25 protein-coding genes and 4 tRNA genes are annotated in these 24,054 nt (G+C 59.0%); 14 read left to right on the top strand and 15 right to left on the bottom strand.

Annotated features, from left to right (window positions below; translation table 11 throughout):
- The first annotated feature begins 130 nt into the window (after positions 1–130).
- The 6 genes from HDG39_RS29450 to HDG39_RS29475 all read left to right on the top strand — a co-directional run bounded on the left by HDG39_RS29450 (position 131) and on the right by HDG39_RS29475 (position 3,928).
- Positions 131–397, top strand: coding sequence for a type II toxin-antitoxin system RelE/ParE family toxin (locus HDG39_RS29450; RefSeq protein WP_221305907.1), 267 nt, complete (start codon positions 131–133; stop codon positions 395–397).
- Between the two features lie 16 nt (positions 398–413).
- Complete coding sequence (locus tag HDG39_RS29455) at positions 414–860, top strand: HigA family addiction module antitoxin (protein WP_184011077.1); 447 nt, start codon at positions 414–416, stop codon at positions 858–860.
- 85 nt (positions 861–945) lie between these two features.
- Complete coding sequence (locus HDG39_RS29460) at positions 946–1,962, top strand: class 1 fructose-bisphosphatase (RefSeq protein WP_184011079.1); 1,017 nt, start codon at positions 946–948, stop codon at positions 1,960–1,962.
- 74 nt (positions 1,963–2,036) lie between these two features.
- A tRNA-Thr gene (locus HDG39_RS29465) sits at positions 2,037–2,112 on the top strand.
- A gap of 786 nt (positions 2,113–2,898) precedes the next feature.
- Positions 2,899–3,048 carry a hypothetical protein gene (locus tag HDG39_RS29470; RefSeq protein WP_008921206.1) on the top strand — a complete coding sequence of 50 codons (150 nt, stop codon included), beginning with the start codon at positions 2,899–2,901 and terminating at the stop codon, positions 3,046–3,048.
- Between the two features lie 283 nt (positions 3,049–3,331).
- Entirely contained in the window at positions 3,332–3,928 is a 597-nt protein-coding gene (locus tag HDG39_RS29475; protein ID WP_018421454.1) for a chorismate mutase, read from the top strand.
- 38 nt (positions 3,929–3,966) lie between these two features.
- Here the strand turns inward: HDG39_RS29475 and HDG39_RS29480 are convergent, their stop codons facing one another.
- Positions 3,967–5,115 carry an exonuclease domain-containing protein gene (locus HDG39_RS29480; RefSeq protein WP_184011081.1) on the bottom strand — a complete coding sequence of 383 codons (1,149 nt, stop codon included), beginning with the start codon at positions 5,113–5,115 and terminating at the stop codon, positions 3,967–3,969.
- A 330-nt stretch (positions 5,116–5,445) separates the two neighbouring features.
- Positions 5,446–5,649, bottom strand: coding sequence for a cold-shock protein (locus tag HDG39_RS29485; protein ID WP_184011206.1), 204 nt, complete (start codon positions 5,647–5,649; stop codon positions 5,446–5,448).
- A gap of 393 nt (positions 5,650–6,042) precedes the next feature.
- On the opposite strand from HDG39_RS29485, the gene HDG39_RS29490 reads away from it, so the two are divergent.
- Both HDG39_RS29490 and HDG39_RS29495 read left to right on the top strand, forming a co-directional pair.
- Complete coding sequence (locus HDG39_RS29490; protein WP_184011082.1) at positions 6,043–6,291, top strand: hypothetical protein; 249 nt, start codon at positions 6,043–6,045, stop codon at positions 6,289–6,291.
- A 526-nt stretch (positions 6,292–6,817) separates the two neighbouring features.
- A complete protein-coding gene (locus HDG39_RS29495; protein WP_184011084.1) occupies positions 6,818–7,987 on the top strand; it encodes a porin in 1,170 nt (389 codons plus the stop codon).
- A 133-nt stretch (positions 7,988–8,120) separates the two neighbouring features.
- Here HDG39_RS29495 and greB read toward each other — a convergent pair whose 3' ends face one another.
- A complete protein-coding gene (greB, locus tag HDG39_RS29500; protein ID WP_184011087.1) occupies positions 8,121–8,690 on the bottom strand; it encodes a transcription elongation factor GreB in 570 nt (189 codons plus the stop codon).
- Positions 8,691–8,813: 123 nt separating this feature from the next.
- On the opposite strand from greB, the gene HDG39_RS29505 reads away from it, so the two are divergent.
- Both HDG39_RS29505 and HDG39_RS29510 read left to right on the top strand, forming a co-directional pair.
- A tRNA-Arg gene (locus HDG39_RS29505) sits at positions 8,814–8,890 on the top strand.
- A gap of 75 nt (positions 8,891–8,965) precedes the next feature.
- A tRNA-Arg gene (locus HDG39_RS29510) sits at positions 8,966–9,042 on the top strand.
- Between the two features lie 73 nt (positions 9,043–9,115).
- On the opposite strand, the gene HDG39_RS29515 is transcribed toward HDG39_RS29510, so the two are convergent.
- From HDG39_RS29515 to HDG39_RS29535, 5 genes are all read right to left on the bottom strand, one after another.
- On the bottom strand, positions 9,116–9,601 hold the full coding sequence (locus tag HDG39_RS29515; RefSeq protein WP_184011089.1) for a phage protein NinX family protein: 486 nt from the start codon (positions 9,599–9,601) through the stop codon (positions 9,116–9,118).
- Between the two features lie 122 nt (positions 9,602–9,723).
- Complete coding sequence (locus HDG39_RS29520) at positions 9,724–12,084, bottom strand: RelA/SpoT family protein (RefSeq protein ID WP_018421461.1); 2,361 nt, start codon at positions 12,082–12,084, stop codon at positions 9,724–9,726.
- Between the two features lie 98 nt (positions 12,085–12,182).
- Entirely contained in the window at positions 12,183–12,386 is a 204-nt protein-coding gene (gene rpoZ, locus HDG39_RS29525) for a DNA-directed RNA polymerase subunit omega (protein ID WP_008921215.1), read from the bottom strand.
- Between the two features lie 60 nt (positions 12,387–12,446).
- Complete coding sequence (gmk, locus tag HDG39_RS29530) at positions 12,447–13,130, bottom strand: guanylate kinase (RefSeq protein WP_018421462.1); 684 nt, start codon at positions 13,128–13,130, stop codon at positions 12,447–12,449.
- Between the two features lie 19 nt (positions 13,131–13,149).
- The gene (locus HDG39_RS29535) at positions 13,150–14,073 is read right to left on the bottom strand and encodes a YicC/YloC family endoribonuclease (RefSeq protein ID WP_184011091.1); all 924 of its coding nucleotides are present in this window, start codon (positions 14,071–14,073) and stop codon (positions 13,150–13,152) included.
- A gap of 325 nt (positions 14,074–14,398) precedes the next feature.
- Here HDG39_RS29535 and rph point away from each other — a divergent pair, with 325 nt between their 5' ends.
- The 4 genes from rph to HDG39_RS29555 all read left to right on the top strand — a co-directional run bounded on the left by rph (position 14,399) and on the right by HDG39_RS29555 (position 17,165).
- Complete coding sequence (gene rph / locus HDG39_RS29540) at positions 14,399–15,136, top strand: ribonuclease PH (RefSeq protein ID WP_184011093.1); 738 nt, start codon at positions 14,399–14,401, stop codon at positions 15,134–15,136.
- Positions 15,133–15,795 (top strand): RdgB/HAM1 family non-canonical purine NTP pyrophosphatase, encoded by a 663-nt coding sequence (rdgB, locus tag HDG39_RS29545; RefSeq protein WP_184011095.1) that lies wholly within the window; start codon positions 15,133–15,135, stop codon positions 15,793–15,795. The genes rph and rdgB overlap by 4 nt, the downstream gene beginning before the upstream one ends.
- Positions 15,792–17,021 carry a radical SAM family heme chaperone HemW gene (hemW, locus tag HDG39_RS29550; protein WP_184011097.1) on the top strand — a complete coding sequence of 410 codons (1,230 nt, stop codon included), beginning with the start codon at positions 15,792–15,794 and terminating at the stop codon, positions 17,019–17,021. Before rdgB ends, hemW begins: the two co-directional genes overlap by 4 nt.
- Positions 17,022–17,075: 54 nt before the next feature.
- Positions 17,076–17,165, top strand: a tRNA-Ser gene (locus HDG39_RS29555).
- Between the two features lie 249 nt (positions 17,166–17,414).
- Here the strand turns inward: HDG39_RS29555 and HDG39_RS29560 are convergent.
- The 7 genes from HDG39_RS29560 to HDG39_RS29590 form a co-directional block, all read right to left on the bottom strand.
- Entirely contained in the window at positions 17,415–17,819 is a 405-nt protein-coding gene (locus HDG39_RS29560) for a lysozyme inhibitor LprI family protein (protein ID WP_184011099.1), read from the bottom strand.
- A 650-nt stretch (positions 17,820–18,469) separates the two neighbouring features.
- Positions 18,470–18,997: a hypothetical protein gene (locus tag HDG39_RS29565; RefSeq protein WP_184011102.1), complete on the bottom strand. Its 528-nt coding sequence runs from the start codon at positions 18,995–18,997 to the stop codon at positions 18,470–18,472.
- Positions 18,994–19,698, bottom strand: a complete 705-nt coding sequence (locus HDG39_RS29570; protein ID WP_184011103.1) for a glycoside hydrolase family 19 protein — start codon at positions 19,696–19,698, stop codon at positions 18,994–18,996. The genes HDG39_RS29565 and HDG39_RS29570 overlap by 4 nt, the downstream gene beginning before the upstream one ends.
- Before the next feature lie 111 nt (positions 19,699–19,809).
- Positions 19,810–20,028, bottom strand: a complete 219-nt coding sequence (locus tag HDG39_RS29575) for a hypothetical protein (protein ID WP_184011105.1) — start codon at positions 20,026–20,028, stop codon at positions 19,810–19,812.
- On the bottom strand, positions 20,006–20,698 hold the full coding sequence (locus tag HDG39_RS29580; RefSeq protein ID WP_184011107.1) for a hypothetical protein: 693 nt from the start codon (positions 20,696–20,698) through the stop codon (positions 20,006–20,008). Before HDG39_RS29580 ends, HDG39_RS29575 begins: the two co-directional genes overlap by 23 nt.
- A 162-nt stretch (positions 20,699–20,860) precedes the next feature.
- Positions 20,861–21,403 (bottom strand): hypothetical protein, encoded by a 543-nt coding sequence (locus tag HDG39_RS29585; protein WP_184011109.1) that lies wholly within the window; start codon positions 21,401–21,403, stop codon positions 20,861–20,863.
- 1 nt (position 21,404) lies between these two features.
- Positions 21,405–24,041 carry a glycoside hydrolase family 19 protein gene (locus HDG39_RS29590; RefSeq protein WP_184011111.1) on the bottom strand — a complete coding sequence of 879 codons (2,637 nt, stop codon included), beginning with the start codon at positions 24,039–24,041 and terminating at the stop codon, positions 21,405–21,407.
- Between the last annotated feature and the right edge of the window lie 13 nt (positions 24,042–24,054).

Raw genomic sequence — 24,054 nt, forward strand, 5'->3', positions numbered from 1 at the left:
GCCCGGCAACAAAGTCATCTGGCGAGGTATGCATCGATTGATCGACATCGAGCTTGGGTATTGGCTGGGCCGAGAAAAAAGTGGGTAATTGAAAGGCAGGTTTGATGGTTTACATTTAACGCAGTGCGTTATGCGATTCGATGATCGCGACATTCGCAGACCAGGCCTCCGCAAGAATTTTCCACGCTCGATCCAGGCGCTAGCGCATCGCAAGTTGCTGATGATCGACGCCGCGAGCTCCGTCTCGAATTTGCACGCGCCGCCCGGAAACCGGCTCGAAGCCTTGCAAGGCCAGCGCAGCGGGCAATGGAGCATCCGCATCAATGCGCAGTGGTGCATCTGTTTTCACTTCGTCGTCGAGGACGCGCTGAATGTCGAGATCGTCGACTATCACTGACTAGTGGGAGACCGACATGGCCATCAAACGCTCCGCGCTCAACAGCATCGATTTCTCCGACGTCGATACGGGCGCGGCCATTGCCGGGATCCATCCGGGCGAAATTCTGCGCAGCGAGTTCCTCGAACCGCTCGGCATGTCCGTCAACGCGCTCGCGCTGCGGGTGCCGGCGCCGCGCATCAACGACGTCGTGCGCGGCCGCCGCGCAATCTCCGCCGATACCGCGCTGCGGCTCGAGCGCTACTTCGGGGCCAGCGCGCAGTTCTGGCTCAATCTGCAAATCGCCTACGAGCTGCGCGTCGCCACCGCCGCCGCCAGCGAGCAGATCGAACGGGAAATCGAACCGATGCCGCGCGCCGAGCGCCCGAAACTACCCCGCGTGCCGGCCGGACACGCCCGGGCCGCGGCCCTCGCAGCCAGCGCCAGCGGCACCGTCTCGGCCAAGGCGCGCCGCAAGACCTGAAGCCGGCCGTGCGACCAAAAGCACGGAGCCGACACAAACGAGCGGTTAGAATCCCATCATTCTTCTAGCCTTCCGGAGTACAGCAATGTCTTTGCAACGTCGTACCACTCTCACGAAGTACCTGATCGAGCAGCAGCGCGAAACCAACAACCTGCCCGCCGACCTGCGCCTGCTGATCGAAGTCGTCGCGCGCGCGTGCAAGGCGATCAGCTACCACGTCAGCAAGGGCGCGCTCGGCGATGCGCTCGGCTCGGCGGGCAGCGAAAACGTCCAGGGCGAAGTGCAGAAGAAGCTCGACATCCTCTCGAACGAAATTCTGCTCGAGGCGAACGAATGGGGCGGCAACCTCGCGGGCATGGCCTCCGAGGAAATGGAACAATTCTTCCCGATTCCGGCCAACTATCCGAAGGGCGAATATCTGCTCGTGTTCGATCCGCTCGACGGCTCGTCGAACATCGACGTGAACGTGTCGATCGGTACGATCTTCTCGGTGCTGCGCTGCCCGGACGGCCATCAGGCCACCGAGCAATCGTTCCTGCAGCCGGGCACGCAGCAGGTCGCCGCGGGCTATGCGGTGTACGGCCCGCAAACGGTGCTCGTGCTGACCACCGGTAACGGCGTGAACTGCTTCACGCTCGATCGCGAACTCGGCTCGTGGGTGCTCACGCAAAGCGACATGCGCATTCCCGTCGAAACGCGCGAGTACGCGATCAACGCCTCGAACGAACGCCACTGGTATCCGCCGGTTCAGCAATACATCGGCGAACTGAAAGCGGGCAAGGAAGGTTCGCGTCAGGCCGACTTCAACATGCGCTGGATCGCGTCGATGGTCTCCGACGTGCATCGCATCCTGAGTCGCGGCGGCATCTTCATGTACCCGGCCGACAAGCGCACGCCGGACAAGCCGGGCAAGCTGCGTCTGATGTACGAAGCCAATCCGATGGCATTCATCGTCGAGCAGGCGGGCGGCGCCGCAACCAACGGCGAGAAGCGCATTCTCGACATCCAGCCGAAGAGCCTGCACGAGCGCGTCGCGGTGTTCCTCGGCTCGAAGAACGAGGTCGATCGCGTGACCCGCTATCACATCGAAGCGAAGAAGTGATCTCGAAAGAAAAAATGCCTCAAGGGGGCTTGCCAAGGCACTGAAGTAGTCCCTATAATCTCGCTTCTCCTGATGCCGGAATAGCTCAGACGGTAGAGCAGCGCATTCGTAATGCGAAGGTCGGGGGTTCGATTCCTCTTTCCGGCACCATCAAGTTTCAAGCAAAAAGCCCAGTCCTCGCGACTGGGCTTTTTGTTTTGCCGTCGCGCCACCCCTGCGCCTTCGCGATGATCGCGCGACGCGCCAGAGCACTCTCGCGCACAACGGAAACAGGAACGATAGGCACACCGATGGCGGCCCAGCCGAACGCGGTCTCGCATGAAGGCAGATACGTCCAGGCAAGGATGAAGCCGCTCAGCACGAAAAAGACACAGGTGGCCCGGTGCGCTGCCCATGACTTTTCACCAAATGAAGTCCTTTTGTCACAGCAATGCGGGAATGAGTTTGCCAACCAACTGTCACTCAGCTGATTAACGACAAAAATCTTTAAATAGTGCTTGCGCGGTCAACGCGACGGGGAATGGGTCGTTTACAAAGAATTAGACCGCGAGTTATGCAATCGGCAAATCACGTACCTTCAGTTCGGAAAGCGAAAATTTGTCGATGCGGCAATGCACAAGTTTGTCACGTTTTAGTCATGCGAAAACGTTATGTGCCGCGCAGCGACAATATCGATCGGTCGTGCTGAAACCTATGCTGGACAAGGCTCGACAGGGGCTGGCAGAAGGAGCGGCAAAGAGATGATTTCGCGCTGGCAATTAAGTGGATCAGCAGATCGCGAAACGCAAGCGGTAGTCAGACGATAAATTTTATTCAATCCCTCGGCTGGCGTGTCGGCTTGTGCCGTTAAAGCAACAGAGTGTGTATGACTCGCATCGGACACTGGTGCGATGCGGGGAACGAGGCCGATAATCGGTTCGCAAAGGAGAAAAGATCATGGATGCCAAACCACCGAAGATTCCGACCCCGGACAAGGTTTTTTACCCGGATCCGGAACCTGTGGCCGTCGAGTTTTTGGGAGCCGAGCTGCCCGAGCATGTTCGCGCTTTCTTTGACGAACAACGCAAGTCGTGCGATCCGAAGTAACGGACCACTGGCGCAACGCAGCATACGCGCTCGTTGAATTCACGCGCGGCGAATACTCGCGCGCTCATTACGCGTCCGACACCTCCGTCATGACGCTGGATCACCTCGCCTGATCACAGCAGTTGCGCGCTGGGCTACACGGCTCGAGCGCGCGAATGCGCGCGTCCTTCTCGCGCCCACTTCCCCCGACAATCTGTGTAAATCGGCCCGGTGCTCGCACTTTGCGGCGCATCGTTTATTCTTCTGGTTTTTCCGTCAACGGCCGCCCGGCCATGTCCCTCTCATGAATCATTTGCATCGCTTCGGCGCGTCATGCGCGCTCGTCATCGCCGCCGCCTTCGCCTTCTCCCCCGCCCCCGCCCTCGCCGAGGGCGGCGACACCGCGCTCACGAGCCTGATCGCGCTGGTTTCGCAGCGCCTTGCACTCGCAGAGCCGGTCGCGCGCTGGAAGTGGGCGAACCACCAGCCGATCACCGATACGCCGCGTGAAAACGCGCTGCTCGCCGAGGTGGAAAAGCGCGCCGCTGCCGCAAACGTCGACCCGGTGTTCGCCCGCGCGTTCTTCCAGGATCAGATCGATGCGAGCAAAGACGTGCAGAACGCGCTCTTCGCGAACTGGCGTCGCACCCAGCCGCCGCAAGGTCCCGCACCCGATCTCGCAACCAGCACGCGACCGCAGCTCGACAAGCTGACACAATCGTTGATGGCGAGTCTGGCGCGCGTGCAGCCGCTGCGCGCGGCGGACGATTGTCCGTCGCGGGTCGCGCAATCGCTGGCAAACTGGAAGGCGCTGACGCGCTATGACTCTGCGCATTCGAGCGCGTTGACGCGCGCACTAGGTCACGTGTGCGAGACGGGCGGAGTCGGCGCCACCGGCTGATTCCGGTAACGCGACGGCGCGCGCACGTCGCATAAGCGTCACGCGACGATGCTCGACTCCGGGCTGTCACGCGACACGCTCAACGGCATCACGCGCAGACCTCGCGCCAGATGGCTTTGCAGGATACGGTACGTCCAGAGTTCGAACGACCCAGCCAGCGTCGACGCATGCAGTTGCGCCGCCGCGACGAGCGACGGCGCGTGCCCGAGGTAGTGCCAGCGATCGACCACGTGGAAGATACGCTGCGCGTCCTCACGCTCCTCGAACACGATGGGCCCCTCGAATGGCCACGGCGCGTTCTCGGGATCGCTCTTCGCCACGCGCGGCAAGCGGTTGTGGCCCGGCCGCAACGTTGCGATCCACTGCGCCTCCGCGAGCATCGCGCCGAGTTCTCCGCCAGTCGCGCGCCATTCGACGCGTCGCACGAGCTGCGCTAGCCGCATATCCTTCGACGAACGCCGCTCGCCAGTCAGATGCGAGCGCAGCCGCTGACGCACACGCACGCTGCGACCGACATACAGCGGCGCATCGTCTTCGCCATAGAACGCATACACGCCACAGCCAGCCGGCGCAGTGTCGAGCAAATCTTCGGTTATGTCGCCGGCGAGCCGGTAGCGACGCGTCGTGCGCTCGATCTGCGCGCGCAGCGCTTCCAGCGGCACGAGCGTCGGCAGACGCTGCCAGAACTGCCAGATCAGATCGGCGTCGGCGAGCGCGCGGTGGCGGTCGGACGGCACCAGCGCATGGCGTTCGACCAGCGCATCGAGACCGTGGCGCTTTTCGCCGGGAAACAGCGCGCGCGACAGCCGCACCGTGCACAGCACGTCCGGATCGAACGCGATTCCCGCGCGACGAAATTCGCTGCGTAAAAATCCGCGATCGAAACTCGCGTTGTGCGCGACGAACAGCTTGCCGTTCAAACGCTCGAACAACGCGGGCGCGATCGACTCGAACGTCGGTGCGCCGCGCACCATGTCGTTCGTGATCCCGGTCAGCTGTTGGATGAACGACGGAATCGGCTGCTGCGGGTCGATCAGGCTGCTCCAGCGCGAGACGCCGGCCAGCCCGACTTCGACGACGCCAACTTCAGTAATGCGGTGCTCGCTAGTGGAGCCGCCGGTCGTTTCGAGATCTACGAAAACGATGGGTGCATCGAGTGCCGGTTCCGGCGAAAGCAGTTCAGACATGGGACAAGGGATTCGGGCGCATGAATTTGCGGCAAGTATGCACCAGTTGGGCGTTGCGCATCCAGACCGCACCGCGTGCGCAGTTGGAAACTGCGTCGGCATGGGCCGTCGATTTTGCGCTGAAATCCAGCAGACGCTTAAACCAGACCATTAATCCAGACGTAGTCAATTCGTTTCGACCGATTATCTCCGACAATAATGCGTATTGTTGAACCACGCAGTTACCGAAGATCCAACCTGGGGCATCTAGATAAAAATGAAAAACCCTCGCGCGACGGCGAGGGTTTTTTCGCTCCCGACTGCGCGGGCGGCGCGCCCAGCGCAGCGCATTTACAGCGGCTGAATGTTGGCCGCCTGTTTGCCCTTCGGGCTGGTCTTGACTTCAAAAGAAACGCGCTGATTTTCCTTCAACGACTTGAAGCTCTCGCTGCGGATCTCCGAAAAGTGCGCGAACAGATCCTCGCCACCCACGTCCGACGTGATGAAGCCAAAACCCTTAGCATCGTTGAACCATTTGACGACACCAGTTTCCATTTCCTGTTTTCCCCTCTGTGATTTATCCAAAGCGGGCATTGCCCTTGAATCGATCCGACCCCGATTCAGTTGCCTATATCTGATTAAGACAGAAACAGCCAATCAAATTCGGGCCTTGCCGTTATACGGGGAACAGAGAATGACGGTCAAGTAAACTTTTCATATGCGTTTAGCGTATAAAAAGATAAGACTTCAAATGCCACGGATATAGATCGGCGCGTCAGATTTACCTGAACGAAAATAATCCGAGGCAGAAAACGGGAAAATTTGCGAAAATATGCAATGCGAATGTAACAAAGTCCATCTTTGCGTAAGTGTTTGTCCGACTTGTTGCGGTGCCGCCTCACTCGCATGATGTAAATCAGTTGTAGCGATGCGCTTCAGGAGGTTGCCATGCTGTCCAAGGAAATTCGCCGTCTCTTCGCCTGGCTCACTCATTCGCATGCAAAGGTCATATCCGACCAGCCCGCACGGACCGGGGATTCATTCACCGTTTTCGACTTCGATCCGATGTGGCACGGAGACCACTGGCAGAACCTGCTCTCCTCGCCAATGGATGCGCGCCGTTATGTGATGGAAGACTGGAGCGTGTCCGCGCAGGCGGACTGGGACGACGCAGAAGGTACCGCGCCCGCTCATTAGAGACATTCGCGAAGCTCGTCCGCGATAAAAAAAAGCGCGACTCGAAGGTCGCGCTGACAAAAGGTTTGGAGATCTTTTTCGTCAATGAAAAAGTCTGCTTCGGAAAGCAGAAATTACAGTATAGCTGTCGTATGCAAGTTCGATTATTCACACAATTAACAATCGTCTATTGCCGCAACCACAACAATCGTTTTCCGCGTTTCTTCCCGTTGTTTTTCCGCATCGTTCGGTGTCGCGAATCAGCAACGAGCTTTAGGAAAACTCAGACGCCGAATCCGCCCAGTCGGCGCAAAGCCTTTATCTATAAGGCTCGAATGGCGATTAACGATCGTTTCTCCTCGCGTAATACTTTATTGCGCGAATCGGAACGCCAACTCCTGGAAGTGTCTCTCTACACTCTGCCTAATCGGAAACCGGCGCGGATCTGGTCAACGCGCTTCTCACGCGGATTCCGCTTCTCGCAGCGCTCGCGTGAAGGTCTCCCAAGCCAGGGTTTTATACCTCTCTCGCTCTCGGAGTTATATCAATGAAGAAGACACTCATGGTCGCGGCCCTGTCGGGCGTTTTCGTAACGGCAGCGCACGCACAAAGTAGCGTCACCCTGTATGGCCTGATCGACGCCGGAATCACTTATACGAACAACCAGCATCCGAATCCGAGTAGTAACCAGCACGGCGCCAACGTGGCGATGACGAGCGGCTCGGTGAACGGTAGCCGTTTCGGCCTGCGTGGCGCTGAAGATCTGGGCGGCGGTCTGAAGGCCATCTTCACGTTGGAGAACGGCTTCGGCATCAATGACGGCACGCTCAAGCAGAACAGCCGTCTGTTCGGCCGTCAGGCCTTCGTCGGTCTGTCGAGCGACCAGTTCGGTGCCGTGACCCTCGGCCGTCAATACGACAGCATGGTCGACTACGTCGGCCCACTGGCACTGACCGGCACGCAGTACGGCGGCACGCAGTTCGCGCACCCGTTCGACAACGACAACTTGAACAACTCGTTCCGTATCAACAATTCGGCCAAATTCCAGAGCGCGAACTACGGCGGCTTCAAGTTTGGCGGCTTGTACGGCTTCTCGAACCAGGCTGCCGGCTTCGCCAACAACCGCGCTTACAGTGCCGGCGCGTCGTATAACTGGGGCGGCCTGAACGTTGCCGCTGCTTACATGCAACTGAACAGCAATGGCGCGAACAGCGCAGCCGCTGCGTTCAACTCGGGTGGCGCGGTGTCGGGCGACAACACGTTCTTCGCTCAGCGTCAGCAAACGTGGGGCGCAGGTGCCAATTACGCGTTCGGCCCGGCAACAGTCGGCCTCGTGTACTCGCAGACGAACCTGCATGGCTTGGCAGGTATCAGCGCGGCCGCATCGGGCATAACGGGCGGCGTCGGCTTCCCGACCAACAGCGCTCAGTTCCAGAACTTTGAAGCCAACGCCCGTTACGCGCTGACGCCGGCAATCAGCATCGCTGGCGCGTACACGTACACCCGCGCCAACCTCTCCAGCTCGCACGTGCACTGGAACCAGGTCAACCTGCAAACCGCGTACGCATTGTCCAAGCGTACCGACGTGTATCTGCAAGGCGTGTATCAGGCAGCAAACGAAGACTCGATCGTTAACGCCTACATCAATGGCGTGGGCGGTGCTTCGGGCAACAACAAGCAAGTCGCTGTGACCGCAGGTCTGCGTCACCGCTTCTAAGCACTGCGCAAGGACTGGCAGTAGAGAAGGCGCCGTTCGCGGCGCCTTTTTTTATGTCCGTGCCGACTGGGTTTTTGCCGCTTTGTCCGCAGGCCTGCGTGCGTGCACGTGAGCCCAGGTCCTCGCCAGAGGCCTAGCGGCCGCTATCAGGCAGCGGATACTTGACGTCGAGAATGTCGATCGCCTGCGGACCGGCCGGCGTGAACAGCGTGACCGTATCGCCGACTTTAGCCTTTAGCAGCGCACGCGCAATGGGCGAAATCCAGCTTACGTGCCCGATGTCCAGGTCGACCTCGTCGACACCGACGATCGTCACCTGATGCTCTTCGCCGTCCTCGGTCGCATAGTCGACCGTCGCGCCGAAAAACACCTGGTCGACGTTTTCCTGCCGGCTGCTATCGACGACCTCGGCTAGATCGAGTCGCTTGGTCAGAAAACGGATGCGCCGGTCGATTTCCCGCAGACGGCGTTTGCCGTAGATGTAGTCGCCATTCTCCGAGCGGTCGCCGTTCGACGCCGCCCACGACACGAGCTTGACAACCTCGGGCCGCTCGACATCGATCAGACGAAGCAATTCATCACGCATACGCCGATGACCCGCGGGAGTCATGTAGTTTTTGGTGCCTGCGGGCACGTCGGGCTGGGCGATGTCGAGATCATCATCGTTGTCTTCGCTCGACTCTTTGACAAAGGCCTTGTTCATAATCATCCGTTAACAGCAACTAGCAACAATCTCATAAGAGGTTACACGATCGGGCCGGCGACACAAATCGCCGTGGTGGGCTTCCGTTTTTCAAATCTGTTGGCTATAATCTCGTTTCTGTGTGCGGCTGTAGCTCAGTTGGATAGAGTACTTGGCTACGAACCAAGGGGTCGTGGGTTCGAATCCTGCCAGCCGCACCACCTAATTCGAGAGCGCTCCTTACAGGGAGCTCTCAGGTTTCATCAGTTTTTACAGTAAGCATCACCGTTTTGCGTGCGGCTGTAGCTCAGTTGGATAGAGTACTTGGCTACGAACCAAGGGGTCGTGGGTTCGAATCCTGCCAGCCGCACCATCTATGAAGGGCCTTCGAACCGGAAGGCCCTTTGTTTTTTCTGGCGCGCCATGCCGTTCCCGTGCGCCAGCACTCATCGCGGCGGCGACTGGATATCCCCAATTTGCCCATCCGGGTGCGGCAAGTCCTCGACGACCCCGCCCACCGTTTGCTCGCTGATCGTCTCGGTCCGTATGCCGGTCAGTGCCTGGCGCTCGCGCAGCACGTCGTCGACGGTATCGCCGAAACGGCTCACGACAAACGCCCGCAGCAAAGCAATGCGCAGCGAGTCGCCCATTCCCTCCGAGGCTCGCTGCCCGCCCTTGAACTCAGCGACGCATACCGCGCCTTTATCGCTCTGTTCGCGCACGTCGAGCCGCATCGCGCGCTCGAGCACAACGGCAGCCGCCTCCCATGACGCGGAAGGCGCGAAACGCCCGTCCCACGGACGACCACGATCGTTGCCGCGGATCGCAACAGTCTCGCCACTATCGGTAAAGTAAATTTCGCGCACGAAGTCGTGCAGGCTGCGCGCCACCCAGTAATCGAGCGCCACGCCAGCGAGGTCGGACACGTTCATCTGCGTTCCCCTGGAGTTCAGGTGAGACCTGCCTTGAGTTGTATCCTGAGCCGCCGCACGAAAGACGCCTGACCGGCGCGAAGCGCCAGTCCAAGCCGCGCCGACGCCCAGCCTGAAGCCGTTCAGTAATCCGCGCGCTCGCGGTCGATGCGCATGCCGCCGTCGTGGCGGTGATGCCCCTCTTCGCTCGGCCGCTCACGCGTGATGCGCATCACATCGAGATTCGTGCGCACGCGCCGCATCACGTTGGCCAGATGCACACGGTCGCTGACCTGAATCACAAAGCGCAGAATCGTGGATTCCTGCGACAGATCTTCGTCCATCGCGATATGGACGATGTTCGCGTCCGCCGATGTGATGTCGGCCGCTACGCGGGCGAACACGCCCTTGGTGTTCTTGACCAGTACCTTGACCGCGACATCGAACAGCCGCCCCGGCTGCGGTGCCCACGCGACGTCGATCCAGCGGCCCGGATCGCGCCGGTGGATACGCTGCGCGACGCGGCAGTCGGTGGTATGAATCGCCATGCCGAGACCGATGCCGATATAGCCCATGATGTCGTCGCCCGGAATCGGACGGCAACACGCGGACAGCTGCACCGACATTCCCTCGGTACCGGTGATGACGACCGGCGGCGCGTGCGGCGTCGAGCCGGACTCGGAGCGCGAGCCGTCGTCGTCGGCGTCGCGCCCGCTCATCAACACTTCGATGCGCTTGGCCATCACCGCGGCGACCCGCCGGCCCAGACCGATGTCCGCGAAAATTTCCTGACGGTTCTTATTGCCCGTCCACTGCACGAGCTTTTCCCACGCCTCCGGCGTCACATCCGATAGCGCGAGGCCATAGCCCTTCAACGCTTGATCGACGAGACGCTCGCCGAGCTGCACCGACTCGTTCAGACGCATCGTCTTCAGATAATGACGGATCGCCGAGCGCGCCTTGCCGCTGCGCACGAAGCCGAGCCATGCCGGGTTCGGCTTCGAATACGGCGCCGTAATGACTTCGACGATGTCGCCACTCTTCAGCTCGGTACGCAACGGCAACAGCTCGTTGTTGATCTTCACCGCGACGCACTGGTTGCCGAGGTCGCTGTGGATCGAGTACGCGAAGTCGAGCGCGGTGGCGCCGCGCGGCAGCGCCATGATCTTCGACTTCGGCGTGAACACGTAGACCGCATCCGGGAACAGGTCGATCTTCACGTGCTCGAGGAATTCGCTCGAATCGCCCGCTTCGCTCTGAATGTCGAGCAGCGACTTCAGCCACTGGTGCGCACGCATCTGCACGTCGTTCAGATCCGCGCTGCCGTTCTTGTACAGCCAGTGCGCGGCAACACCCGCTTCGGCGATCTCGTGCATCTTGCGCGTGCGCACCTGAAACTCGATCGGTGCGCCGAACGGGCCGACGAGCGTGGTGTGCAGCGACTGATAGCCGTTCACCTTCGGGATCGCGATGTAGTCCTTGAACTTGCCCGGAACAGGCTTGAAAAGCGCATGCAACGCGCCGATGCAGGTATAACACTCGAGCGCGCTCTCGACGACCACGCGAAAACCATACACGTCGAGCACCTGCGAAAACGACAGCTGCTTGTCGCGCATCTTCTTGTAGATGCTGAAGATGGTTTTCTCGCGACCGGTGACTTCGGCGTCGAGCTTCGCGTCCGCAATCGCGCGCTGCACCGATTCGAGAATCTTGCCGACCACCTCGCGACGATTGCCGCGCGCCGCCTTCACGGCTTTTTCGAGTGTCGCGTAACGGTGCGGGTTGAAGTTCGCGAAGCTCAGGTCCTGCAGCTCGCGATAGGTATTATTCAGGCCGAGCCGGTGAGCGATCGGCGCGTAAATGTCTAGCGTTTCGCGCGCGACACGGCGACGTTTCTCCGGCGGCACCGCGCCGAGCGTGCGCATGTTGTGCAGCCGGTCGGCGAGCTTCACGAGGATCACGCGCACGTCGCGCGCCATCGCGAGCAGCATCTTGCGGAAGTTCTCCGCTTGCGCCTCCTCGCGATTGCGAAACTCCATCTTGTCCAGCTTCGACAAACCGTCGACCAGCTCCGCGACCTTCGCGCCGAAGCGCTCGGCGAGCTCCGCCTTGGTTACGCCCTGGTCTTCCATCACGTCGTGCAGCAGCGCCGCCATGATCGCCTGGGCGTCGAGATTCCAGCCCGCGCAGATTTCCGCGACGGCGACCGGATGCGTGATGTAGGGCTCGCCGCTCTGGCGATACTGGCCGAGGTGAGCTTCGTCGCTGAAGTGGAACGCCGCCTTGATGTCCTTGATCTCTTCCGGCTGCAGATAGCCGGACAGCGCAGACGTCAGATTGGCGATGGAGACGACGTCATGCCGGCGCGGCTGCTCCGGCGTGGCGGTCGGCCCGAACAGATGACGAAACGATTGCTCAAGGACCGCGTCGATGTACTTGCGTGCAGACGACGGCGAATCGGTGTCGTGCTCCGCTTCCGTGGCGGTGGGCGGGGTAGCACTCATGGTCGCCTCCGGTAGCGGTTAGGGTTGGACGCAGTTCTGCACGTTGAGCAATCCGGTGTGGCGAATACCGGCAAGTCGAAAACGAAAATCCCTGGGCCTTAGACCGGCACCTTCTTCAGCATTTCGACGCCGACCTGACCCGATGCGATTTCACGCAGCGCGAGGACGGTGGGCTTGTCGCGGCTTTCGATTTTCGGCGTGTGGCCTTGAGCGAGCTGACGCGCGCGATAGGTTGCGGCAAGCGCGAGTTCGAAACGGTTCGGGATCTGTTTGAGGCAGTCTTCGACGGTAATGCGGGCCATGTTGGGTTCCTTCTCAGTATGTTGCTCATTCTACCTTATGTGCTTGACACCACGCCGCGCTCACGCGTGCGGCAGGTGGATGCCGAGCTGCATGAAAAGCTGCGTGTGACGCGCGTACTGCGACGCGAAGCGCGAGCGCGTCGCGCCGACGAGGCACTGCAGTTCCGCGAGCGCGCGATCGAAGTTCTCGTTGATCACGACGTACTCCGCTTCGGCCGCGTGCGCCATCTCGCCGCCCGCCGCGAGCAGGCGTCGCGTGATTACGTTCGGCTGGTCCTGGCCACGTTTTCTCAGACGCTCTTCGAGCGCTTCGAGCGACGGCGGCAGAATGAAAATCTCCACCGCGTTGTGGAATTGCTTCTTCACCTGCTGCGCACCCTGCCAGTCGATTTCGAGCAGCACGTCATGGCCGTTTTTCATCTGCTCCTCGATCCATACGCGCGACGTGCCGTAATAGTTGCCGTGCACTTCCGCGCTTTCGAGAAACTCGCCCGCGTCGTGACGTTGCATGAAATCTTCGACGGTCGTGAAGTGATAGTGCTCGCCGTCCTGTTCCTTCGGACGCGGCGGGCGCGTCGTGTAGGAGATCGACAGACGGATCGCGTCGTCGCCCGCGAGCAGCGCGTTCACGAGCGTCGACTTGCCCGCGCCCGACGGCGCGACGACCATGAACAGGTTGCCGGGATAAGCGCCGGCGTACGGATGGCGCGCCGCGCCGGTTTCGCGTGGATGGTGGTCGGTCATGATGTGAAGTGCTCCAGCCTTATTCGAGATTCTGTACCTGCTCGCGCATCTGTTCGATCAAGAGCTTCAGCGTCATCGACGAATCCGCGAGTTCCTTCGCCGCCGCCTTCGAACCGAGCGTGTTCGCTTCGCGGTTCAGCTCCTGCATCATGAAGTCGAGCCGCTTGCCGACCTTGCCGCCCTTCTCGATCACGTGACGCGTTTCGTTCAGGTGCGCGGTGAGGCGCGACAGCTCTTCGGCGATGTCGATGCGAATCCCGTACATCGTCACTTCCTGGCGAATCCGCTCGTTGATCTCTTCGCGCGACACGATCGTCGCGGCCGCATCCGGCGCGGCGATGCCGAGCGCTTCCTGCAGACGCTCGACGATTTTCTGCTGATGTCGCGCAATCAGGTCGGGCACGAGCGGGGTGATCTTCACGACGATCGTCTCCATTTCGGTGACGTTGGCGAGCAGCATCGTCGCGAGTTGCGCGCCTTCACGCGCGCGCACGTCGATCAGGTCAGCGATCGCCTGCTTGCCGCATCCGAGCACCGCGTCGCGCAGCGTCTCGGGCGCGATGCCGCTTTCGGCGAGCACGCCCGGCCAGCGCAGAATTTCGCCGGTGCGCAGACGGCCGGCTTCAGGAAACGTGCCGAGCACCGTGCGTTCCAGCTGCGCGAGTTGCGCGAGCGCGTCGCGGTTGATCGCGCCCGCGTTCGCCGACTGCTCGCTGCGCTGCAGATTCACGCGAATGTCGACCTTGCCGCGCGACAGCTTGTTCATCAGCATCTCGCGCAGCGTCGGTTCGACGACGCGCACGTCTTCCGGCATGCGGAAGTTCAGATCGAGAAAGCGCGAGTTCACCGTGCGCAATTCGACCGACACGCTGACGCCACCCGTGCCCGAGGCTGCCACGAGTTCGCGCGTGGCGCTCGCATAGCCAGTCATGCTGTAGATCATCGTATTTCTCGCGATTGCGGCCATGCGTTGAACGATGGCCAGGGAAGCGGATCGCCCGGCGTGTACGAGACGCGGGGCGGGGAATCGGCATTATCCCATTTTTGTCGCAGCCATCCCCTCGCGAGCGAGCAGGGATGGGGCTCCGGACGTGGTCGTCATATCACTACAGATTGCCGCTCGTCGTTAAGATGCGCTTACGTACTCATGCCGCACGCGTCGCCCCCAACCTCGCGTGCCAACCGTATGGGCAACCGCCCTATCCGATCGGCGGTAAAATCAGTGTTTTTCTTCCGCCCTCCTCCGGCCCATCCCGACCCATTCCGACATGAGCAACGACACCCAACGCCCCAGCGGCCGCCAGCCCCACCAGTTGCGCGACGTGCGCATCACGCGTCACTACACGAAGCATGCGGAGGGCTCGGTGCTGGTCGAGTTCGGCGACACCAAGGTGATCTGCACCGCGAGCGTCAGCGAGAGCGTACCGCCGTTTCTGCGCGATCGTGGCCAGGGCTGGCTCACCGCCGAATACGGCATGCTGCCGCGCGCCACGCATACCCGCAGCGACCGTGAAGCCGCGCGCGGCAAACAAACCGGCCGCACGCAAGAAATCCAGCGGCTGATCGGCCGCGCGCTGCGCTCGGTGTTCGATCTCGAGAAGCTCGGCGCGCGCACGCTCAATCTCGACTGCGACGTGATCCAGGCCGATGGCGGCACACGCACCGCGAGCATCACCGGCGCGTTCGTCGCCGCGCATGATGCGGTCGCCAGATTGCTCGCTACAGGCCGCATCGAAAGCTCGCCGATCCTGGATTACGTCGCCGCGATTTCGGTCGGCGTGTACGACGGCGTGGCGGTGCTCGACCTCGACTACGACGAAGACTCGCAGTGCGACACCGACATGAACGTCGTAATGACGGGGGCGGGCGGCTTCGTCGAAATTCAGGGCACCGCGGAAGGCGTGCCGTTCTCGCGCGAAGAAATGAATGCGCTGCTCGATCTCGCGAGCGACGGCATCAGCACGCTGATCGCGAAGCAGAAAGAGGCGCTGGGAGTGCAGCAGTGAATGAGGTTCGTCAGGACGGCGGCGGGAACAATGCTCACGGCGTAACGTCGGGAACGCCTCTGAAAAAGGTCGTGCTCGCGTCGAACAACGCGGGCAAGCTGCGCGAATTTGCGGCGCTGCTCGGCGCGGCCGGCATCGAGTTGATCACGCAAGGCGAGCTCAACGTGCCGGAAGCGGAAGAACCGCATCCCACCTTCGTCGAAAACGCGCTGACGAAGGCCCGTCACGCTGCGAGGCTCACCGGCCTGCCCGCGCTCGCCGACGACTCGGGCCTTTGCGTGCGCGCGCTGCTCGGCGCGCCGGGCGTCTATTCGGCGCGCTTCGCGCAACTCGCCGGCGGCGAGAAAAGCGACGCTGCGAACAACGCGCGCCTCGTCGACGAACTGCGGGACGTGAGCGACCGCCGCGGCTATTACTACTGTGTGCTCGCACTCGTGCGTCACGCGGACGATCCCGAACCACTGATCGCCGAAGGCCGCTGGCATGGCGAAATCCTGAACGCGCCGCGCGGCGACCATGGCTTCGGTTACGACCCGTACTTCTATCTGCCGTCGCTGAACGCGAGCGCCGCCGAACTCGAGCCGGCGGTCAAGAACGCGAGCAGCCATCGCGCGATCGCGCTGCGGCAACTGCTCGCGCGTCTATCGGAGGAAGCGTGATTCCGATCCGATCGACGCCGGCGGACATCGGCAAAGGTGTCGTCAGTGCGTTCACGTCGCCGGGCAGCATCCGTTTGACGTCGCTGCCGCCACTTGCGCTGTACGTGCATTTCCCGTGGTGCGTGCGCAAGTGCCCGTACTGCGACTTCAATTCGCACGAGTGGAAAGGCGAGACGTTTCCGGAGAACGACTACCTCGACGCGCTGCGCGCCGATCTGGAAATGGCGTTGCCGCTGATCTGGGGGCGCCAGGTGCATACGGTGTTCATCGGCGGGGGCACGCCGAGTCTGCTGTCGGCGGCGGGACTCGATCGCATGCTGTCGGATATTCGCGCGCTGCTGCCGCTCGACGCCGACGCGGAAATCACTCTCGAAGCGAACCCCGGCACGTTCGAAGCCGATAAGTTCGCGCAGTTTCGCGCGAGCGGCGTGAACCGGCTGTCGGTGGGCATCCAGAGTTTCAACGATACGCATCTGAAGGCGCTCGGCCGTATTCACGACGCGGCGCAGGCGCGTCACGCGGTCGAAGTCGCCGCGACCACGTTCGACAACTTCAACCTCGACCTGATGTTCGCGCTGCCCAAGCAAACGCTCGCCGAATGCCAGACCGACGTGGAGACGGCGTTGTCGTTTGCGCCGCCGCATCTGTCGCTGTATCACCTGACGCTCGAACCGAACACGCTATTCGCCAAGTTTCCTCCCGCGTTGCCCGACGACGACGCGTCCGCAGACATGCAGGACTGGATTCATCAACGCACCGCCGAGGCCGGCTACGGGCGCTACGAGGTGTCCGCGTATGCGCAGCCGCATCGGCAGAGCAAACACAATCTGAACTACTGGCGCTTCGGCGACTATCTCGGCATCGGCGCGGGCGCGCATACGAAGCTGTCGTTTCCTAATCGCATCGTGCGCCAGGCGCGCTACAAACATCCGACCACATTCATCGAGCAGGCCAGGGCTGGTGCAGGCGTGCAGGAAGAGCATGAGGTCGGGCTGCGCGATCTGCCGTTCGAGTTCATGCTGAACGCGCTGCGCCTGGTAGAAGGATTTCCGGTGCATCGGTTCATCGAGCGCACGGGCCTGTCGATCACGACGATCGAGCCGGCGTTGCAGGAAGCGGAACAGCGCAAGCTGATCAGACGCGACCACGAACGGATCGCGCCGACGGCGCTTGGGCAGGCGTTCCTGAACGACTTGCAGGCGCTGTTTCTGAAAGATCCGCAGTGATGGCGGGTCGGCCGGACTCGCAACGAGGTCTTTTCAGGTTACAATTCGCGGCTTGGAGGTGTGGCCGAGTGGTTTAAGGCACCGGTCTTGAAAACCGGCGAAGGAGCAATCCTTCCGTGAGTTCGAATCTCACCGCCTCCGCCAGATTCAAGGCAAAGCCCCGTACAGTCAAAGATTTACGGGGCTTTCGTTTTTTTGACCCACAAAATAACCCACGTCGCGGTCGGCAACCTCGGTAGAGCGGTCTCGGTATGGGTGCGTCTCATCTTTCTTGGCATGCGTCAGACCGAAATACGTTTGAGGCAGCGCCGCCCGATGGAAGCTTGGGCGGCGCATATCATGAACTATCGATTAGCGGCTAATGCAACCGGCGATGATTCAAAGCCACGACATCTAATTCCCGCCCATTTCATCTGAAATCATCTCAAGTTCGCTTGCCCTATCGAACACCGACCGCAACATGAAATCGAGGCTGGTTCCCCGCGTAGTACCGAAAGAGCCTGACACGTGTTCGGCGAGAAATTTATAGTTACCATCCCGCCACGTGATCCATTCGTGCTGCACCTTGTCTAAATATGTCTTATCCTCGGGCGCGAGTTTTTTGGCTACATTCGCGAAAGCGATATTTAGTCGCTTCTTTTGCACTGCAATCTCCGCAGTAACGCAATCAGCTTGCGCATCACTACTGGATGCTACTTTACTGCATCGAGCGAATTGTTGTGAGTAATTTCGCTCCCCGGCATTGACGACAGGGGATAGCAATACCCCAAAAAAACAGGGGATGTTTAAATTTTTCATAAATCATTAAGTCCCACTGGGAGTGGGTCAGTTTCACATCGGCGCTAACTAGCAGCCAAGTGCGCTGCTCTCAGCGCACTTCAAATGCTCGATAATTATTGATATTTTATCGACTACTTGTGATTGGCATTTGATCTGCATTTCATCGCCACCATCCTTTAAGACTGCCACACCGTAGCTCGGAACTTGAGATTCGGTAGCATCATAATTCCTGAGTACCGAGTATTCGTATCCCGAACTTACGAAGTAAATGCGAGTGTAATCTACGCTTGGCCGGGCATAGTGATTATATAAAAATACATGTTCACTTCCTTGTTTTGCAGAGTAGGACATCTCTATTTTTCCCAACCCTCCCAAATCGATAAGCTATTGTTTGAGTGCGCTTATCCATGCACAAAGCGATAATTTTTGAAGTCGTGGTTGAGCAAGAAAACCCACAGATTCTGGTGACTCACATAGTGATGGCGCAGCTATAGCTACACTGCAAAGAGCGCCACCAAACGACATCATTGTGCAAATTACATATTTCATTGATCTCATTGTCCGCTTAGCTCTCTATAATTTATTACAATAGTTGCATCGTAGCCTTGTTGAGCCGGACCGTTGTATCTAACTGAAAATCCATTAATCAGCACCACGAGCGTTAGTTTTTACTCACCATGTTGATCAAGCTCATCAACTGAATCCTCCACGCCATATTCTAGTCCATGCCGCGCTGAATTATTGAATGGCATATAAATACTGCCTTTACAAATCTGATGGAATACAGTCTGCCCATCCTTGGCGACGTATATTTCCCCGGGCACTAGCGCATTCGAAACTATGTAGGTGTAACGACCGCTCACGAATTTCAGATGACTCCCTAAACCATCGGGTAATCTTGATACATCCACAATGGAAATTTGTCCGCGAGGTGGCATTAGTTTGTTAGGAAATTTATATTCAATATTGCTATGTGTCCCGAAGCGATACTGCACATATCCGCGATCGGGTGAAACGTTATCGGCCGCACATACAGATGCAATCTTTCTGGAATCTTGTAATTTGCAGCTAAAATACTCCACTTCACCTTGATGGCAGAGACTCGTCGCTCCAAGATAACTTTCGGGTTTGGCTGAAACCAGATCACTGGCAACTGTAATCGCCAGAACAATAGCCATTCTTACAGATTGCTTCATACGAGACCTCCCCATTGGTGGATCTCAGCGAAATTTCCTCTTCTGCCACCAATACTTTCCGTCTTCATATTATTAGGCTTTCCTTTGAATAGTCCGGGATTAATCACCTTGCTGACGGAATCGACGACATCTTGCGTATCGCCCTGGTCCGCGAGGCCGTAGAGACTATGGGCAACCCAAAAGAAACATGCTGATCGGACGGCGTACTTGACCTGCCCGACGCTTTCCGGTTCAGCCTCAAAATCAACTGTCGCCTCTTGGGGCCACGCATCGGCATTTGCTTTGTGCCACTTTGTGAAGCGTTGATACCCTCCTCGATGCGTGAGCTGAATCATGCCGCGGCCACGATAGCGGTAACCGTCACCGCTTTCTGGCTCGCCATTACAATCTTGTCCCGCGTACACTCGGTTAGCGATAGCTTCCTCGTTCGCTGGATGGTCGTTGGTCCTTCCATATTCTTTCGCCTCTTCCGGATGTTTCAAGAAATAGGAGAATGTTCCGGTAGTAAGCGCCTCGGCAGCATAATTTAAGCTTTCGTTGCGTAGCAGCAAGGCTGAACCTGTTTCCTGCTTTACCTGAGCAAAGAAATGCTCTCTTCGGAGCGCATTATCCAATCTATACAACGTGATATGCGCATTCAGCTCATCAACAACTTCTTGAAGCGTGTTTGCTGATGCATTGGCGAAAATGTGCTGAAGCATTGACAACGTGAATTGAAACATCGATGCGAAATTAGCTAGAAGTGCAATAGGATGAATGTGAAAAACCTCCGGAGCGGGGAAGCCCGGTACTCTTGCCTTCACCTCATCCCATCACACGAGCTTATCGATCCGCTTCTGCTCTTCCTCTTGCGGCGACTTGGGCCCCGTCTGCTTCTCCAGCTCGGCGATCAGCTGCTTCCATTTTTCCGGGTTCGCCCATTCGCTCTCGTGCCTGACGATCAGCCTCGACGCCGCCTGCGTCAGCCACGGATACCCGCCACGCTCGGTCTGCGACAGCGTGCATAGCTCATCCAGCTGCCTGCTTCCCATCGCCTTTCCTGAACAGGGCGTCGTACACCCTGATCATCAACGGACTGAGATTCGAACGCGAAGCGAGGTCGGCAACATCGGCGCCGCTCGCAAAATCCAACCACTGCTGGGTGGTCGCAAAAATCGTATGCGCCGGATCATGGATATCCGCCAGGCACTCGAAGTCGATCCACTTCTGCGCGAACTCCAGCGTCACCCGGCCGCTCGCGTGGTTGAAGTCGCACACCCAGCCGTCGATCGGTTGACCTTGCGCATTCACGCCGTCAACGTGCCACCAGTTCACCGGGTTACCCGGGTCGGGATGCGGATGCGGCTCGGGGACCCGTCGATTCGAATCGCGCGCCAGTTCGGCGAGCGAATACACCTGAACGGCGTCCGTCTGTCTCGACTGCGGATCAGCGCCGGGGACAAACTTATTGTCTTGAGTACGTTGATACAGCACCGTGCCCGGTGCGATCCGCCACATACCCTTGCGGCTCACGAGATATGCGCCTGATGGCTCGCGTTCGGCCAGCAGGCGGTAGATCTCGTGCTCGTCGGTGAATTGTGCGGAAGCCCCGGACTGGCCCCGTCCCTTGCGCAGGAACGGAAAGGCGAACGGCAACGGCTTCAGCCTGGCCGGGGCCGGCGTAGGCGCCAGCGGTTTCTTCGGTGCAGGTTGACTCGTCATGGCTGTGCTTACTCAGAAAATCCGAAGTTCGTTGCGTCCTTTACGTCGTTGAGCGGCGCCCTGGACCAGGTAGGAAATTTGAAACTGCCACCGTCCGCATCGTCGACTTTCAGGTTGCCCTTGAGCTCGATTTCTCCGGCCGGACAGATTCATCAACGAAATCTATCTCGGCTTGCTGCGCCAGTATTTCTTAACGTCTGCGGCGGTTCTGTATCGAAATTTAGACGCTCTGCCTTCGACATAGCCATCGACCCCAGTCATTGAATCGTCTTCAGAGACACGCTTGTTTTCCACTAACATTCCATTTTCATCAAAATTGTAGGCGTACACCTGATAAAGCCGCCCATAGGTCCGATCGCCGCGATTGTTTATATCCCACGCAACAATGGAAAACACATTAACTCGACCATGCAGAGACATAAAAAAAATTGACTCGACTATGGGTGCACTCCCCTCAATCGAGTATCGTGCAAATTCGGCTTTTTCACATCCGCTCTTCGTCGGTTGATAGAAATCAAGAACCAACGGATATTCGGCAGTGCCGTTGTCGATGGAAATCCTTGAATCTTTTACCAACGCAGATGCATCGAACACGTTGTTCGTTACATTTGCCACTGGGCAATCGACGACACTTTCAGCCCCATATCCTTTGAGCGTGAATACGAACAATAGCGCGCTCGCCATCAATAACCTGGAGATAAACATTTTACGCCACCTCTTTCGGAAGCCCGAGAATTGGGGCAACATTGTTGTATGCAATCAAGCGCTCCGGATAACCAATAGCACCGCCGTTTACCGCCTTCGATACTGCACGAACATTGCTGGAGTCCGCAATTCCGTTTACGTTTTTAGTGACAGCCCAGAAAACAAAGGCTGACTCGACTCCATACTCCAAATTACCAAGAACAAGATCTGGATTTTCTACGAAATCGCGCTGATCACCTGGAAAGCGACGATTATGCTCATTCGTAAGAACCATGTAGTTGCTTTTAAACGTTATCTGTATTAACCCTCTGCCTCGATATTTATAGCCATCACCAGATTCCTCGCTTCCATTTTTGTATCGGTCCGCATATACATAGCTTGCGAGATTTTTTGGATTGTGTTCATATTTGCCGAATTCAGTCCACAATTTTTCCCGCTTTCGTCCAAAGTTGCAGACAATCTCACCCGACACTTCAGTAAATGCCTTTTCTCCTTTTGGTGGAGCATTGCACCCAAAAATCTGTTTCATTCGTTTCGAAGAATATGAAGACCCCTCTTCGATGTTTTTAAAGCCGCTCTCGACAGAAATCTGTGAGAGAAAATGCGCGACCCTTCTTGGCGTGGTAACTTGATAGACCTTCGCGTATTTATTGAGCGATGGGAGAATTTGCCTGTGATAGGATTCACTGCCATGCGGATCAACGGCAGCGAGCATTTCAAGTGTGATAATTCCAAGCTCGAGCGAAAAATTCCCGATCAAGCCGATTGGATTGATATGAAAGACATCGGGCGGAGGGAAACCCGGAATATGAGCCTTCACCTCATCCCACCACGCAAGCTTATCGATCCGCTTCTGCTCTTCCTCGTGCTGCGGCTTGGGCCCCGTCTGCTTCTCCAGCTCGGCGATGAGCTGCTTCCATTTTGCCGGGTTCGCCCACTCGCTCTCGTGCTTGACGATCAGCCTCGACGCCGCCTGCATCAGCCACGGATACCCGCCACGCCCGGTCTGCGACAGCGTGCATAGCTCATCAGCCGCCTGCCTGCCATCGCCTTTCCTGAACAGGACGTCATACACCTTGAGCATCAACGGACTGAGATTCGAACGCGAAGCGAGGTCGGCAACATCGGCGCCGCTCGCAAAATCCAACCACTGCTGGGTGGTCGCAAAAATCGTATGCGCCGGATCATGGACGTCTGACAGGCACTCGAAGTCGATCCACTTCTGCGAGAGTTCCAGCGTCACCCGGCCGCTCGCGTGGTTGAAGTCGCACACCCAGCCGTCGATCGGTTGACCTTGCGCATTCACGCCGTCAACGTGCCACCAGTTCACCGGGTTACCCGGGTCGGGATGCGGATGCGGCTCGGGGACCCGTCGATTCGAATCGCGCGCCAGTTCGGCGAGCGAATGCACCTGAACGGCGTCCGTCTGTCTCGACTGCGGATCAGCGCCGGGGACAAACTTATTGTCTTGAGTACATTGATACAGCACCGTGCCCGGTGCGATCCGCAGGATCGTCGGCTCGGACGACAGGCCCAGTGCCGCCCAGTCCTCCTTGTGCGGACCGTGCTGCTTGACCCATGCGCGCCCCTGCTCGAGGAACGACTGGATGCTGTCGTCGCAGAACACCTCGATGTGCGCCATCCGGGTTCCAGACGTGCCTTGATTCAGCGAGTCGTAGCGGCCGAGGTGACCGATCAGGTCTCCCGCCTTGATTGGGACGCCGCCTTGTGTTCCCTGAGGATCGCCCGAGCTGCATGTCTGATGCGTTGTGACAATCACACGGTCGAAATTCGACTCAGGGATGCGCTCTTCGGCAACCGGGCCGCCGTTCTGCGCACCCAGGTAAATCCAGCCATTGATAGCCACGGCGGGCGCGACGTAGTCACCCGCTACGGGCGCGTGCAGCGTCGCACCGTTCAGGCCGGTTACCTGGCCCCATGCTGCACCCTGTAGCGTCTCCGTCTTGCCTATGCTGACGCTCGCCCCCTGCGGCAGGATGCCAAGAACGGAGCCGTTGGGCGTCTTGCGCACATGCAAACCTACCTGCGCCGGGTCCGCGAGCTGACCAGCACGACCCCGCAGAGGCTTGTCCTGGGCGTACTGCGTCACCCGCCACTGCCGCGACCAGTACGCCGGTTTCTGCCGCTTCGGGAAATTGCTGTCGTAGTCGGCGTTCGACATAAGGTGCATGTACAGGCTGTAGAACGTCAGCTTCGAGCCGCGCGGAAACTCCATCTCGTGCCGCACGAGGGCAAAGCCCGTACTGTAAGGGGCTCGAAGCGGTACGTTACTGCCGTCCACGCTCACTTCGCTGATCGGATAGTCGCTGTCGGCGCGATAGGCGACCAGCACGCCGTCCGCAATGCATCGCAATCCGGCGTCAAGGTCCAACGCCTGCCCCGCGCCTGCGTCCGTGACATGTATCCCACCGTGCCATATACCCTTGCGGCTCACAAGGTACGAACCGGACGGCTCGTTCAAGGCCAGCAGCCGGTAAATCTCGTGCTCATCGGTGAATCGGGCTGGTGCCCCCGCATTGCCTTGCGCCTTGCGCAGAAAGGGAAAGGCAAATGCCGGTTGCCTGAGGCCGGGCGGTGGTGGCGTTTGCGGGTGATGCGGTACCGACTTGCTCGTCATGGATTCGGTGCAC

The organism is Paraburkholderia lebeckiae (assembly GCF_014201005.1).
Lineage (GTDB): Bacteria > Pseudomonadota > Gammaproteobacteria > Burkholderiales > Burkholderiaceae > Paraburkholderia > Paraburkholderia tuberum.